Raw genomic sequence first — 13,290 nt, forward strand, 5'->3', positions numbered from 1 at the left:
GCACGACCGCCGTCGCGCCCCGCTGCGCGGCGATTGGGCGGACGAGTAACGCCTCATTCAAGCCACGGGGAAACATCAAGTAATTTCGCAGGAAACACAAGTTAAACGGTCAGGTAACAACCCCTTCGGGTATCTCCCGAGACACGCAGCAAACCGCTATCGCCAGAAGAAAAACGGGTGTGGCGACGTTTCGGTAACACGCCCGGAGCCGTCGATTTGCTTGACATCCTATGACCTCGTTAGCTATTTTTCAGCATCCGGTCGCCATGAGGACGCACGCGCACAGAGACACGCTACATTCAAGGTGCCAGCAAGCGGCGCACGAACGAATCAGAACGAAGCACAAACAGGCCGGCGATCGACACGAATCGACAACATCGACGATATGACCGGACCTTTCCCGACCACCGGTTGCGAGAGAAGTGAGGAGACAAAATGGCTTTCAAGGCAGGACTGTCAGTGAAACTGGCGGCAGTTTGCGTCGCGGTTGGCGCGGCTTTCGGCATGACCGCGGCCTACGCGGCCGATCCCGTATCGATCAACATCGTCGACGTTGCGGGCAATCTGCAACTGACGCAAAAGGGCTTCGAGGCGTTCAAGGCGAAATATCCCGATCTGGTTTCCAGCATCACCTTCACGAACGCGCCCGCGCCGCAACTGCCGGGCAAGATCAAGGCGATGCAGGCGGCGGGCCGCTCGGACATCGACCTCGTCGTGACCGGCACCGATGCGCTCGCGGCCGGCATCCAGCAAGGCCTGTGGGAGAAGCTGCTTCCCGACAACGCGAAGGCGTTCCCCGGCGTGCTCGACAAATACGCGCCCGGCCCGCGCAAGATGCAGGACATCGCGCAGGGCTACGGTCTCGAAGTGACCTACATGCCCGCCGGCCCGCTGCTCGAATACAACCCGGCCAAGGTCACCGACGTTCCGAAGACGCCCGATCAACTGCTCGCATGGTGCAAGGCGCATCCGAACAAGCTGATCTACGCGCGTCCGGCGAATTCCGGTCCGGGCCGCACCTTCCTGATGGGCCTGCCGTACGTGCTCGGCGACAAGGACCCGATGGACCCGATCAACGGCTGGGACAAGACCTGGGCGTTCCTCAAGCAACTGAACGACTGCATTCCGTACTACCCGGGCGGCACGTCGGCGGTCATGAAGGAACTGGGCGAAGGCACGCGCGACATGACCGTCACCGTGACCGGCTGGGACATCAACCCGCGCGCGCTCGGCATCGTGCCCGCGGAGTTCAAGGTCGGCGCGTTCGACAACATGACCTGGGTGAACGACGCCCACTACATGGTGATCCCGAAGGGCGTGCCGAAGGAAAAGCTCGACGTGCTCTACAAGCTGATGAACTTCATGCTCGAGCCGGCGCAGCAGGCGCTCACCTATGACGACGGTTACTTCTATCCCGGCCCGGCGGTGAAGGACGTGCCGCTCTCGATGGCGCCCGCGAAGAGTCAGGAAGTCATCCAGAAGTTCGGCCGGCCCGAGTACGCGAAGCTGCTCGCCGATCGTCCGCACGTGCTGCCGCTCAATGCACAGTCGATGGTCGCGGCGTTCCAGAAATGGGACCGCGAAATCGGCGCGGCAAAGACCAAGTAAGTCGGCCTGAGTCGGCGTAGGGCTGTCATGAGACGGCGGCGCTCCGGTCAGGACGCGTCGCCGCTTCTACAAAAAAGCGCAGGAAATTGTCATGAAGCACACATTTGAGCAGTTGCGTCTGGACGCGGTCTCGCGCAGCTTCACCAACGCGCAAGGGCAGCAACTGGCGGCGTTGAAGGGACTCGACCTGAACATCCAGCGCGGCGAGTTCATCGCGCTGCTGGGGCCTTCGGGCTGCGGCAAGTCGACCGCGCTGAACTGCATCGCCGGATTGCAGCCGCTGACGGGCGGCGGCATCTGGCTCGACGACCAGCGTATCGACGTGCTTCCGCCCGAAAAGCGCGGCTTCGGCATGGTCTTTCAGAACTACGCGCTGTTTCCGCATATGTCGGTGCTGGACAACGTCGGCTTCGGCCTGAAGATGCGCGGCATGCCGAAGGCGGAAGCGACGAAGCGCGCGAAGGCCGCGTTGCAGCTCGTGCAACTGATCGGCCACGACGCCAAGCTGCCCGGCCAGTTGTCGGGCGGTCAGCAGCAGCGCGTGGCGATCGCGCGCGCGATCGTCATCGAGCCGCCGCTCGTGCTGATGGACGAACCGCTCTCGAATCTCGACACCAAGCTGCGCATCGAGATGCGCGCCGAAATTCGCCGCATCCACGGCAAGCTGGAGCGCGCGACCATCTACGTGACGCACGATCAGGACGAAGCGCTGTCGATGGCCGATCGCATCGTCGTGATGAAAGAGGGCGTCGTCCAGCAGGTGGCCTCGCCGAAGGAAGTCTATTCGCGGCCGAAGAATCTGCACGTCGCGCGTTTCATGGGCTTTCGCAACGTCGTCGCGGCGACGCTCGAAGGCACGCAGGGCGATGCAGTCGCGGTGAACGCGAACGGCGTGCGCCTCCTCGGCACGCCGATGGAAGGTTTCGACAGCAAGCGCGTGGCCGTTGCGCTGCGCCCGGAAGACATGGAACGCACGACGCCCGGCGCGGAGAACGCGTTCGATGCGCACGTCGAAGTCGTCGAATACGGCGGCCGCGATTCGCTCATCATCGTCAATACCGCGTTCGGCAAGCTGTGGGCGCGCATCGCGGGCGAATGCGCCGAAGGCGAGCGCATTTCGCTGCGCGTCGCGCCGTCGAAAACGCTCGTGTACGGAGAAGAAAAATGATCGCGCTTCCCGCGCAGCCGCGCGATCCGAAGGGCTGGCTCGTCGCGCCGGCGCTCGTCTTCATCCTCGCGCTGTTCATCTATCCGTTCGCCTACGGGCTGAGGCTGTCGTTCAGTCCGATGAACGGCGGCAGCGTCTGGACGAACTACATCACGTTCTTCACCGATTCGTCGATGTGGCCGACGATCATCGTCACGCTGAAGCTCGCCGTGCCCGCGGCGATCATCAACGTCGGCGTGTCGGTGCCGGTGGCGTTCGCGTTGCGCCGCACGTCGCCGTGGCAGAAGTTCGTGACGACGCTGCTCGTCGTGCCGGTGACGCTCGGCACCGTGCTGATCGCCGACGGCATGCTGACGTACTTCAGCCCGAACGGCTGGTTTCCGCAGGCGTTGCAGGCGCTGCATCTCTACGGCGATGAAGTGCGCCTCACGCACAACTACTGGGGCGTGCTGATTTCGCTGATCGTGTCGGGCTTTCCGTTCGCGTTTCTGCTGACGCTGTCGTACGTGACCGGCATCGACCCGACGCTCGCGCGCGCCGCCGCGACGCTCGGCGCGAGTCCGTGGCAGCAGTTCCGTCAGATCTATCTGCCGCTGCTGTTGCCGGGCCTGACGATGACCGCCTGTCTCTCGTTCGTGCAGGCGTTCTCGGTGTTTCCGTCGGCGGTGCTGCTCGGCGCGCCGGCCGGTCCGACGCGCGTGATTTCGATCGCCGCGTCCGAAGCCGCGTTCGAGAACTACGACTACGCGCTCGCTTCGACCATCGCGATCGTGATGGGCTTCGTGCAGTTGCTCGTCGTGGGCGGCATGCTCGGCGCGCGCCGCTTCTTCTATACGGGTCCGGTGACGGGAGGCAAGGGATAATGGCTCTCGATAATCAAACGGCGCCGGCCTGGGCATCGCCCGGCAACAACGCGGGCAAGGTCATGAAACAACAGTCGAGCCTGCGCGACAGGCTGTGGAAGTGCTTCGTCTGGGCGACGATGGGCTTCTTCCTCGTCAACGTGCTGCTGCTGATCGCGACCGTCGCGGTGAATTCGGTGGCGACGCGCTGGTTCGGCACGCTGTTGCCGCAGGGCTTCACGCTGCACTGGTACGCGCAGGCGTGGAGCGACTTCCAGCTTTCGAGCGTGCTGCTGGTCACGCTCGAAGTGGTGGGCGCGGTGGTGCTGCTGTCGATCGCGCTGGGCGTGCCGGCGGCTTACGCGCTCGCCCGCGTGCAGTTTCCCGGCAAGCGTTTCGCGATGCTCGTGTTTCTGCTGCCGCTGATGGTGCCGCCCGTGACCTACGGCATCCCGATGGCGACGGTCATGTACAAGTTCCATCTCGCGGGCACGCTGACCGGCGTGATCCTCGCGAATCTGGTGCCTGCGCTGCCGTTCGTCATTCTCGTGATGACGCCTTTCATCGAGCAGATCGATCCGAATCTGGAATCGGCCGCGCGCATCTTCGGCGCGAACACGTTCCGCTATTTCCGCTACGTGCTGCTGCCGCTGCTCGTGCCCGGCATGCTGGCCGCGGGGCTGCTCGTGCTGGTGCGCACCATCGGCATGTTCGAGCTGACGTTCTTCACCGCGGGGCCGACCACGCAGACGCTCGTCGTCGCGCTCTACTACGCGGTGTTCTCGACGGGCGTGCGCGCGCCGCAGTCCATCGACGCGATGGCGATGATCTACATGGCCATCACGATGGTCTGGGTGCTGATCGCGCTGCAGTTCGTGAGCCCGACGCAACTCGTGTCGCGCGTGAAGGAACAGAAGCAGTGACGTCTCGCCCGCGCGGCTGCGCGCGGGTTCTTTTCATACTGAAGTCGTGTCGTGACGAAATTTCGTGAAGTCGTATCGCTGAGCGCGGAGCCGCGCCTGAGCATATCGAGCGGGCCGCATGTCGTCGAGATCGCGCCGGCGGCGGGCGGACGCATCACGCGTTTCGCCACGCGAGGCGCGCGCGGATTGCAGGACTGGCTCGTGCCCGTGACGGCCGCCAGTTGGCCGTGCGACGCATGGCCCAAAGGCGGCAGCTATCCGCTCGTGCCGTTTTCCAATCGCGTGCGCGATGCGCGCTTTGCCGCGCCCGATGGTGCCGTCGTCGAACTCGCGACGTTTCCGGGCATGGCGCACGCGCTGCATGGCTTCGGCCAGTTCGCGGCGTGGAGCGTCGAGCTTCAGGAGGCGGATTGCGCCGTGCTGCGCTACGTGCACGGCGAAGGCGAGCACGGCTGGCCGTGGGCGTTCGAGGCCGTGCAACTGATCGAAGCGAATGCCGAGGGCGCGCGTCTTTCGATGCGAATCGCGAACCGGTCGTTGAGCCCGATGCCGGTCGGCCTCGGCTTTCACCCTTACTTCGGCGCGCAGGAGGCCGAACTTCATGCGACGACGCACTGGCGTCACGAAGCCGAAATCGCGATCGAGCCGACGATCGAATCGCCCGCGCGTCGGCATGTGCGGGAATCGGAGGGCTACACGCGTTATCTGAGCGGCTGGGACGGCCGCGCCACGCTGCATTACGCGGACGGCCGCACGCTAGGACTGCGCGCCGACGACACACTGAATCACGTCGTCGTGCATTGTCCGGCGGGCGCGGGCTATCTGTGCGTCGAGCCGGTTTCGCATGTGAGCGACGGCTTCAACCTCGCGGCGCGAGGGCTGGCCGGAACCGGCATCGCGATCATCGAGCCAGGTAGTGAAATACGGGCGTCGCTCGTGATGGCAGCCGGCGCGAACCCGGTCCCACGCGACGGCGACGCCGCCTGACGCGCGCCTCGACGCAGGCGCGCTCGCGCATCGCGGAAAAGCGCGACGCATTCGCCGGCAACCGGCTCCCGACGACGAGGCAAGCGTCCCTGCTCATGGCGGCACCTCCAGATTTGCGTATCAGCGCGTGAGCGGCATGGAAAAGAAGGACTCGACCAGATCGACGATGCGCCAGGTCGCGCAAGGCCGGCGGCAGTGGGCGTCGAAACCGGCTTCCTTGAGCGTCTGAACCGGATCGGCCGGCCAGACGTTGCTCATCGCGACGAGGAGCCGCCCGGTGACTTCGGCGTCCATGCGCAGCGTGCGCAGAAAGACGTAGCCGGAATCGTTGTCGAGGCTCGTGTCGAGAAGCAACGCCTGCGGTTGCCAGCTATGCACGAGCGCGCGCACGGATTTCAGATCCTGCGAATGGATGACCTGCAAGCCTTTGAGCCGAAGTTGCACGGCGAGGGAATCGCCGATCGACTTGTCCTTGTGGGCGATCAGCACTCGGCGCGAGGCGTCCCCGTTGCGGGCCCGCTTGATACGCCACAACGCGAATTCGCGTTCGTTGTCGGCCAGACGGCTTGACATCTCATCCTCCATTCTCGTATTGCGTGACGTGAGCGATTCGACTGCGACCAGTTTCGACTGAACGTATCGATCGCCAAACCCGGCACGGGAGGGGAATGCGGGAGATTTTGGGGGACTGCCGAATGTATCCCTGCGAAAGGAGGGTGGAAGTCGGACAGGGCGCGCGTAATATCGAAACCGTTCTCGGAGCGTCGCAATGGAAAATGGCTATTTCAAAACTGTGTTGCTGGTAGAGGACGAAGGGCTCACCCGGAGCGCCATGAAAAGCCTCATTCTGGCGAACGAGCCTTTGCTCGAAATCGACGAAGCCGACGGATTCGAGCAGGCGAAAGTCAAGCTTTCCGCCAATACCTACGATCTGATGTTCCTCGACTACCACTTGCGCGGCCAGGCCACCGGCATGGACCTGCTCAACTGGATTCGCGAGGAAGAGCGCGAAATCCAGACGATCATGCTGTCCGCGCAGGACGACCGCGACACCGTGCTCGAATGCATCAAGAATGGCGCGTGCGGGTTCATCTCGAAGGGCAGCGAGCAGGGCGCGGGCGTCTTCCGCGAAGCGCTCAAAACCATTCTCAACGGGCGCGTCTATTTGCCGAACACGGTGCTCGGCAAGGGCGGCCACAGCCCGAAGCCGGTTTCGCCGCATGCGGGCGTGACGGTCGAATCGCTGGATCTGCCGCCGCGCCTGACCGAGACGCTGCGCTATCTGCTGCAGGGACTGTCGAACAAGGCGATCGCGCGCAAGATGAACATCAGCGAGAACACCGCCAAGGAATATTCGAGCGATCTGCTCGCGCGTTTTCACGTCACGCGGCGAACTTTTCTGATCGTCGAGATGGCGCGGCGCGGGATCGAAATGCCGATGAGCAATACGTCGTCGGCGTCCTGAGCGCTGCAGTCATCCTTCTTTTCGACGCGGGCGGCCCCAACAGGCGCCCGCGTTGTCGCATCTGCGCCGCCTTTTTCTCATCGATCCGAGGAATACACACGAGGATGGTAAGGTAGAGCCCGGACTAAATTTGAGATGGGGTCAGCGCAGGTGATTCGCAGGATGACGTTCATAAAAATGCAAGGTGCCGGCACGGCGATCGCGGCGACGGCGGCGCTCCTTCTCGGCGCATGCGCGCCGCTTCCGCAGCAGAACGACACCGACGCAGCCGCGGCGGCTTCGGCGGCCTCGGCCGCGCAAGCGGCTCAGGCGGCGGCCCGGCCGCCCGCACCGCCGGCGCCGCCGGGCGAGCAGCGCATCATGGTCGGCTCCGCGAACGGCTACCATCTGATGCTCAAAACGACGCCTCCGTCGCAAGTCTGCGACGACAGCGCGTTCGCCGACGGCGTGCGCTACGGCTACGCGCTGACCTGGAACCGCCTCGTCGGCGAAGACGTGCGCAATGGCGGCAAAGCCCGGCGCAAGTTCGACGCATCGACGGTTCATTCCCTCGACGATCAGTACAAGATTCAGTGGGACGGCAAGGAACGCGTCAACGCGTGCGCATCGGACGGTTATCTGATCGGGCGCGTCGTCGGGACGCATCTCGCCGGCGTCGATATGCGCAACGGCAAGCCGTCCTGATCCCGAAAGCGGGGCTCAATCGCAGGTGTGCGTCGCCGTGACGTAGCGGCCGGCGGCGGCGACATCGCCATAAATGGTGTAGCCAGTGCCGTTCGCCGACGCCTGCGCGATCACCAGCACCACCGACTGACTCGTCATGCCGCCGCCCGGCACCGAAACGGCCAGCGTGTCGGAACTCGGCGAGTATTCGCGTACGCGCGGCGCGATCGGCGTCCATTTTTCCTTCACGCACCGGATGAAGTCGTACGGCTTGGACTGCGACGTGCCGGAGCCGAAGGGCACGGTCTTGAGCAGGGCGTCGTCGGTGGAAACGCACGCGCTCAACGCGGATGCGCTCACGGCGGCAAACAAGATTGCGATGTTTTTTCTCATGATTCCGATGCCTTTTTTGTAGTATCCGCTTAAGCTACCGTTCCGCGCCCGTTCGACGCCGGCAGGCTGCGTGGCCGTCGATCCTAACCGCTCTCCTGACAAACCGTAAAGCGCGCGCGATCGGTCATTCGTGCCGGTCGAGCCATCCGGAAAACCGCGCCAGATCTGTTTGCGAAGCTTTCGATCCGTAGTTTTCCCAATATTAGTCAAGTCGGGTCAACCACCGCCGTTATATAGGCGTTTCATGCCCTGAAGCCTTTTGTATGGCGCGAGCGCGGGCGGCGGGAGAGCCGAAGTGGCGCTCTCCGACCGCGTGTGGTGCGCGGGTCCCGATAACCGTGTTGTACCGTTGCCATCGATCGCTTGCGGTTGGTGCGCAGCGGGAGCCAGTTTGATAGAACGCATGTCTCGCACAAAGTTGCTTGCCCGGCTTCGCGCCATTTCCCCGATCGGACGTTCGTCCGGCGGCGTCAATCTCCAGCGGTTCGCTGCGCCCGTGCTCACGGTCGTCATCTGCGTGCTGCTGCTGGTGGTCTTCCAGCATCTTTCGCGCTCGGTCGATTACAAGTCGGTCATACACTCGCTGCGCATGATGACGCCGCAAGCCTGGACGGCCGCGCTATTCGCGACCGCGCTCAGCTTCGCCGCGCTCGTCGGGCGTGACGCGGTCGGGCTGCGTCACATCGGCGTCGCGATGCCGCGTTCCTTATTGTGGGTCGGCGCGACCGTCGGCTCGGCGCTCGGCAATGTGACGGGCTTCGGTGCGCTGACGGGCGGCGCCGTGCGCTGCCGCGTGTACGGCGCGGCCGAGGTCACGCCGGCGCAGGTCGGGCGCCTGACGATTTTCACGAGCGTCACGCTCGCGTTGTCGCTCGCATTCATGGCCGCCGCCGGCATGCTGCTCGGCGCGGGCACGCTCTCCGCCATGATGCATGTGCCGCCGGCCGTGCTGCGCGTGATCGGCGCGGCGCTGCTCGCCGTGTTCGCGGCGATGGTCGTCGTGTGCGGCGACGCGCCGCGCACCCTGCGTTCGCGCTGGACGTGGCTTTCGTTCACCGTGCCGGCGCGCCGTGATTTCGTCGCGCAAACCGCGCTTGCCGTCGTCGATGTATTCGGCGCCGGGCTTGCGCTGTGGGCGCTGCTGCCGAACCCGCAAGTCGGCTTCGGCGAATTCATGACCGTTTTCTCGGCGGCGATGCTGCTCGGCATGATCGGTCATACGCCGGGCGGCGTCGGCGTGTTCGAGGCCGCGATGGTGTTCGCGCTCGGCAACAGCGCCCAGACGCCGGACGTGCTCGCCGCGCTGCTCGCGTATCGCGCGATCTATTTCGGCCTTCCGCTGATCCTTTCCGCCGGCGTGATGGCCGCGTTCGAAGGCCGCGCGCTCAAGGGTCGCTTCGGTCGCCTGAGCCCGCGTCACGTGTCGCAGCTCGCGCCGTTGTTCCTGTCGATCGTCACGTTCGCGGCGGGCTCGATGCTCGTCATCTCCGGCGCGACGCCCGCTTTCAAGATGCGCATCGCGCTGCTGCAAACCATCGTTCCGCTGTGGGTGCTGGAAAGCTCGCAACTGCTCGGCTCGGTGCTCGGCGTGCTGCTGCTGTTCGTCGCCCGCGGCCTGATGCGCCGCCTCGACGCCGCCTGGTGGCTCGCGCTGGCGCTGGCGGTGACGAACCTGGCGCTGTCGCTCGCGAAAGGTCTCGCGTTCGTCGAAGCCGGCGTGCTCGCATTCCTCGTCGTGCTGCTCGTCCTGACGCGCGAGCGCTTCAACCGCCGTTCGTCGCTTTTCGCGGAGCGTTTCACCGCGACATGGCTGATTTCGGTCGGCGTCGTGATGGCGCTCGCCGTATGGATCATGTTCTTCGCCTTCCGCGACGTGCCCTACAGCGGCGATCTCTGGTGGCAGTTCGCCTTCGACGAGCGCGCCCCGCGTGCGCTGCGCGCGACGCTCGCGGCGGCGGTGTTCGCATTCGCGTTCGGCGTGTGGCAACTGCTGCGTCCGGCGGCGGGCCGTTTCGTGAAGCCCGCGCCTCAAGATCTCGCCGACGCCGCGCGCATCTTCCGCGCGCAGGAACGCAGCGACGCGGGCCTCGCGATGATGGGCGACAAGAGCTTCCTCTTCTCCGAGTCGCGCGAAGCTTTCCTGATGTACGCGAAACACGGCCGCACGTGGGCCGCGCTGCACGATCCGGTCGGTCCGCGCCGCGAATGGGCGGAACTGATTCGCAAGTTCGTCGAGCTGGCGCACGCGCACAACGGCCGGGCGGCGTTTTATCAGGTGCGCGCCGACGCGCTGCCGCTCTATCTCGACGCCGGTCTCACGCTGATGAAGCTCGGCGAGGAAGCGCACGTCGCGCTCTCCGACTTCGACCTGAAGGGCTCGCACCGATCGCATTTGCGCTATGCGCTGAAACGCGGCGAGCGCGACGGCTTCGATACGCAAGTCATCGGGCCGGATCAGATCGCCGAAAGCATGCCGATGCTGCGCGCGATCTCCGACGACTGGCTCGAAAGCCGTTCCGCGCGTGAAAAGAGCTTCTCGGTCGCGGCGTTCAACGAGGAATATCTCGCGGCGCAGTCGGTGCTGCTCGTGCGTCAGCAGGGCGAGCCGGTCGCGTTCGTCACCTTCATGACGACCGACATGAACACCGAAGCGACCGTCGGCGTGATGCGCCATGTGTCGGCCGCGTCGTCTTACGCGATGGAATACCTCTTCACCAAGCTCGCGCTGCATCTGAAGGAGGCGGGGTTCAAGTCGCTGTCGCTGGGCATCGCGCCGCTGTCGGGCATGGAGCCGACGCCGCTGGCATCGCACTGGCATCGGCTCGCGGGGCTCGTCTGGCGTTTCGGCGGCCGTTTCTACAACTTCCGCGGATTGCGCGGATTCAAAAGCAAGTTCCAGCCGCGCTGGGAGCCGCGTTATCTGGCGGCGTCCGGCTCGGTCGGCGTATTTTTCACTTTGGCGGATCTTTCGCTCCTCGCGGGCGGCTGGCGTTCATGAAATTCCTTTGCAAGAAAGCGGCGGCGCTCGTGGCGGCCGCCGTCTGTGGCATGTCCTCGTTCAATGCGGCGCATGCCGCCGAATCGATTCCCGGCGGACGGTACGGCCAGGTGACGCTCACGAAACCCACCGGCGACATGACCGGCTTCGTCGTGCTGTTCTCCGCGAAGAGCGGCTGGACATCGTCCGATCAGGAAGCGGCCGATGCGCTCGCCGCCAAGGGCGCGATGGTGATCGGCGTCGATACGCCCCGTTACGCCGCGCGGCTCGCGGCCGACAAGAGCGAGACGTCCTGCCATAACCTCGTCGGCGATGCGGAGAACATGAGCCATCAGCTCGAACGCACCGTACAGTCGAATCATTATTTTTCGCCGATTCTCATCGGCACGGGCCAGGGCGCGACGGTCGCGGAAAGCGCGCTGAAGCAGGCGCCCGACAATACCGTCGCGGGCGCGGTCTCGCTTGCGGCCGACCCGATGCTCGACGCGCGTTTCAATCCGTGCGCGCCGGATTCGACCATCATCCACGCGAAGGGTTTGCCGGGCTTCTTCGAGTACACGGCGCTGCTCGAAGCGGGCCGCTCGAAGGCCGCCGCGCTCGTCGCGATGACGGCGCCACATCTGAAGAAAGCCGAACCCGCGTCCGACAACGACGTCTCGGATCTCCCGCTGATCGAACTGCGCGCCGCGCAACCGACCGATCTGCTCGCGATCGTCATTTCCGGCGACGGCGGCTGGCGCGATCTCGACAAGACGATGGCGCTCGCGCTGCAACGCGATGGCGTGTCGGTGATCGGCATCGACTCGCTGCGGTACTTCTGGAGCGAGAAGACGCCGCAGCAAACGGCCAACGACCTCGCACGCGTGATCCGCACCTACAACGCGCGCTGGCATACGAGCCATGTCGCGCTCCTCGGCTATTCGTTCGGCGCGGACGTGATGCCGTTCGCGTACAACCGTCTGCCGGACGCGGTGCGCGAGCAGGTGTCGTATATCTCGCTGATGGGATTCGCGCCCGATGCGGATTTTCAGATTCGCGTGACCGGCTGGCTCGGCATGCGCGCGAGCGAACAGGCGCTCAAGGTGCGGCCGGAATTCAACAAGCTGCCGCCGTCGATGGTGCAATGCATTTACGGCGAGAAAGAAGAGGACACGCTGTGTCCGCAACTGACGAAGACCGGCATCGAAGTAGTTAAGCTGCCGGGCGATCATCACTTCGGCGGCGACTACGATGCGCTCGCGCGACGGATTCTCGCCGGCTGGCGCAAACAGATCGCGGCGCGTTCGTAAGCGCCAAGCGTTTGTCGAGCCGCTCGATCGAGCGGCTCGCGCGGCTTCATCGAAAGCCGCAATTGCTGAACATCACTTCAGCGGGCCGAGAAAATCCCGCTTGCCGATCGGCGCGCCGAGATGGCGCAGGATGTCGTGCGTCGTGACGACGTGGAAATAGAAGTTCGGCAGGCCGAAGCCGAACAGATAATCGTCGCCCGAAAACGACGGCGAGAAATCCGGAAACTTCAGTGTCACGGTGCGCGTTTCGCAGCCGGCGAACGATGCCTTGTCGATGCTCTTCAAAAACGCGATCGTCTTCTCGATGCGCGCCTGCAGCGTCGGAAAACTGTCTTCGTCGTCTTCGAAGCGCGGCGCTTCGACGCCGGCAAGACGCGCCGCCGAGAGCTTCGCCGTATCGCTCGCGCGCTGGATCTGAGCGGCGAGCGGCAGCATGTCGGGCGCGAGGCGCGCGTTGATCACGTCGGCGTGGGCGAGGCCTTTTTCGTCGGCGAAGGCGGCGCCTTTGTTCAGCAGATCCGCGCACACTTCGAGCCCGCGAATGAAGACGGGAATCGATGCGCGATACATCGTGAGAGACATGGGATTGCGCTCCTTGAGTGATGGTTTCGACAGCGGCAGGGGACACAAGCATAGCGCCGCGCCCATTTGCCTGCTCGAATCGGCCGGGACCATTCACCGCGCCGCATGCCGCGCTTCCCACGCGCGCAGCGCCGCCTCATGGCGCTCCAACTCCTGCTGATACAAATCGAAGACGCACGGATGGCAGCCGCTTTGGCAGCAGTCTTCCGGCAACGGACGCTCGGGCGGCGTCGGGCGCGGATCATCGGTGTGAGTGGGCGGCTCGTTCATCGCGTCATTGTGCATCGGCTTCGCCGGGCGCACGCGACCGGCTAGACTTTGGCGACGAATCGCGTGACGCACAATGCGATACTGCGCGCGTCGATCGGACCG

The 13,290-nt window shown here is 64.7% G+C and carries 13 protein-coding genes; 9 read left to right on the plus strand and 4 right to left on the minus strand.

All coding sequences use genetic code 11. The features are described 5' to 3' along the window. The first annotated feature begins 504 nt into the window (after nucleotides 1-504). The 5 genes from NOV72_RS02315 to NOV72_RS02335 all read left to right on the plus strand — a co-directional run bounded on the left by NOV72_RS02315 (nucleotide 505) and on the right by NOV72_RS02335 (nucleotide 5,528). On the plus strand, nucleotides 505-1,608 hold the full coding sequence (locus NOV72_RS02315; RefSeq protein WP_245932879.1) for an ABC transporter substrate-binding protein: 1,104 nt from the start codon (nucleotides 505-507) through the stop codon (nucleotides 1,606-1,608). 91 nt (nucleotides 1,609-1,699) lie between these two features. Further along, nucleotides 1,700-2,776, plus strand: a complete 1,077-nt coding sequence (locus NOV72_RS02320; RefSeq protein WP_106852940.1) for an ABC transporter ATP-binding protein — start codon at nucleotides 1,700-1,702, stop codon at nucleotides 2,774-2,776. Beyond that, nucleotides 2,773-3,639, plus strand: coding sequence for an ABC transporter permease (locus tag NOV72_RS02325; protein ID WP_106852941.1), 867 nt, complete (start codon nucleotides 2,773-2,775; stop codon nucleotides 3,637-3,639). The genes NOV72_RS02320 and NOV72_RS02325 overlap by 4 nt, the downstream gene beginning before the upstream one ends. Beyond that, complete coding sequence (locus tag NOV72_RS02330) at nucleotides 3,639-4,541, plus strand: ABC transporter permease (protein ID WP_106852942.1); 903 nt, start codon at nucleotides 3,639-3,641, stop codon at nucleotides 4,539-4,541. Before NOV72_RS02325 ends, NOV72_RS02330 begins: the two co-directional genes overlap by 1 nt. Nucleotides 4,542-4,592: 51 nt before the next feature. After that, nucleotides 4,593-5,528 carry an aldose epimerase family protein gene (locus tag NOV72_RS02335; protein ID WP_106852943.1) on the plus strand — a complete coding sequence of 312 codons (936 nt, stop codon included), beginning with the start codon at nucleotides 4,593-4,595 and terminating at the stop codon, nucleotides 5,526-5,528. 120 nt (nucleotides 5,529-5,648) lie between these two features. Here the strand turns inward: NOV72_RS02335 and NOV72_RS02340 are convergent, their stop codons facing one another. After that, a complete protein-coding gene (locus NOV72_RS02340; protein ID WP_106853247.1) occupies nucleotides 5,649-6,101 on the minus strand; it encodes a response regulator in 453 nt (150 codons plus the stop codon). 196 nt (nucleotides 6,102-6,297) lie between these two features. On the opposite strand from NOV72_RS02340, the gene NOV72_RS02345 reads away from it, so the two are divergent. Together NOV72_RS02345 and NOV72_RS02350 are read left to right on the plus strand one after the other, a co-directional pair. After that, nucleotides 6,298-6,993 carry a response regulator gene (locus tag NOV72_RS02345; protein ID WP_106852944.1) on the plus strand — a complete coding sequence of 232 codons (696 nt, stop codon included), beginning with the start codon at nucleotides 6,298-6,300 and terminating at the stop codon, nucleotides 6,991-6,993. Nucleotides 6,994-7,155: 162 nt separating this feature from the next. Beyond that, a complete protein-coding gene (locus NOV72_RS02350; protein WP_106852945.1) occupies nucleotides 7,156-7,677 on the plus strand; it encodes a hypothetical protein in 522 nt (173 codons plus the stop codon). 15 nt (nucleotides 7,678-7,692) lie between these two features. Here NOV72_RS02350 and NOV72_RS02355 read toward each other — a convergent pair whose 3' ends face one another. Further along, nucleotides 7,693-8,049, minus strand: a complete 357-nt coding sequence (locus tag NOV72_RS02355; protein WP_106852946.1) for a hypothetical protein — start codon at nucleotides 8,047-8,049, stop codon at nucleotides 7,693-7,695. A gap of 403 nt (nucleotides 8,050-8,452) precedes the next feature. On the opposite strand from NOV72_RS02355, the gene mprF reads away from it, so the two are divergent. Then, on the plus strand, nucleotides 8,453-11,047 hold the full coding sequence (gene mprF / locus NOV72_RS02360; protein WP_106852947.1) for a bifunctional lysylphosphatidylglycerol flippase/synthetase MprF: 2,595 nt from the start codon (nucleotides 8,453-8,455) through the stop codon (nucleotides 11,045-11,047). Continuing rightward, nucleotides 11,044-12,336, plus strand: coding sequence for a virulence factor family protein (locus NOV72_RS02365; RefSeq protein ID WP_106852948.1), 1,293 nt, complete (start codon nucleotides 11,044-11,046; stop codon nucleotides 12,334-12,336). Before mprF ends, NOV72_RS02365 begins: the two co-directional genes overlap by 4 nt. 72 nt (nucleotides 12,337-12,408) lie before the next feature. On the opposite strand, the gene NOV72_RS02370 is transcribed toward NOV72_RS02365, so the two are convergent. Beyond that, nucleotides 12,409-12,918: a DUF1993 domain-containing protein gene (locus NOV72_RS02370; protein WP_106853248.1), complete on the minus strand. Its 510-nt coding sequence runs from the start codon at nucleotides 12,916-12,918 to the stop codon at nucleotides 12,409-12,411. 93 nt (nucleotides 12,919-13,011) lie between these two features. Continuing rightward, the gene (locus tag NOV72_RS02375; protein WP_106853249.1) at nucleotides 13,012-13,203 is read right to left on the minus strand and encodes an oxidoreductase-like domain-containing protein; all 192 of its coding nucleotides are present in this window, start codon (nucleotides 13,201-13,203) and stop codon (nucleotides 13,012-13,014) included. Nucleotides 13,204-13,290 lie beyond the last annotated feature (87 nt).

It is taken from the genome of Caballeronia novacaledonica (genome assembly GCF_900258035.1).
Classification (GTDB): domain Bacteria; phylum Pseudomonadota; class Gammaproteobacteria; order Burkholderiales; family Burkholderiaceae; genus Caballeronia; species Caballeronia novacaledonica.

Coding starts and splice junctions, on each gene's coding strand:
- NOV72_RS02315 (WP_245932879.1), top strand. CDS start 505: ATGACCGCGGCCTACGCGGCCGATCCCGTATCGATCAACATCGTCGAC.
- NOV72_RS02320 (WP_106852940.1), top strand. CDS start 1,700: ATGAAGCACACATTTGAGCAGTTGCGTCTGGACGCGGTCTCGCGCAGC.
- NOV72_RS02325 (WP_106852941.1), top strand. CDS start 2,773: ATGATCGCGCTTCCCGCGCAGCCGCGCGATCCGAAGGGCTGGCTCGTC.
- NOV72_RS02330 (WP_106852942.1), top strand. CDS start 3,639: ATGGCTCTCGATAATCAAACGGCGCCGGCCTGGGCATCGCCCGGCAAC.
- NOV72_RS02340 (WP_106853247.1), bottom strand. CDS start 6,101: ATGTCAAGCCGTCTGGCCGACAACGAACGCGAATTCGCGTTGTGGCGT.
- NOV72_RS02345 (WP_106852944.1), top strand. CDS start 6,298: ATGGAAAATGGCTATTTCAAAACTGTGTTGCTGGTAGAGGACGAAGGG.
- NOV72_RS02350 (WP_106852945.1), top strand. CDS start 7,156: ATGACGTTCATAAAAATGCAAGGTGCCGGCACGGCGATCGCGGCGACG.
- NOV72_RS02355 (WP_106852946.1), bottom strand. CDS start 8,049: ATGAGAAAAAACATCGCAATCTTGTTTGCCGCCGTGAGCGCATCCGCG.
- mprF (WP_106852947.1), top strand. CDS start 8,453: ATGTCTCGCACAAAGTTGCTTGCCCGGCTTCGCGCCATTTCCCCGATC.
- NOV72_RS02365 (WP_106852948.1), top strand. CDS start 11,044: ATGAAATTCCTTTGCAAGAAAGCGGCGGCGCTCGTGGCGGCCGCCGTC.
- NOV72_RS02370 (WP_106853248.1), bottom strand. CDS start 12,918: ATGTCTCTCACGATGTATCGCGCATCGATTCCCGTCTTCATTCGCGGG.
- NOV72_RS02375 (WP_106853249.1), bottom strand. CDS start 13,203: ATGCACAATGACGCGATGAACGAGCCGCCCACTCACACCGATGATCCG.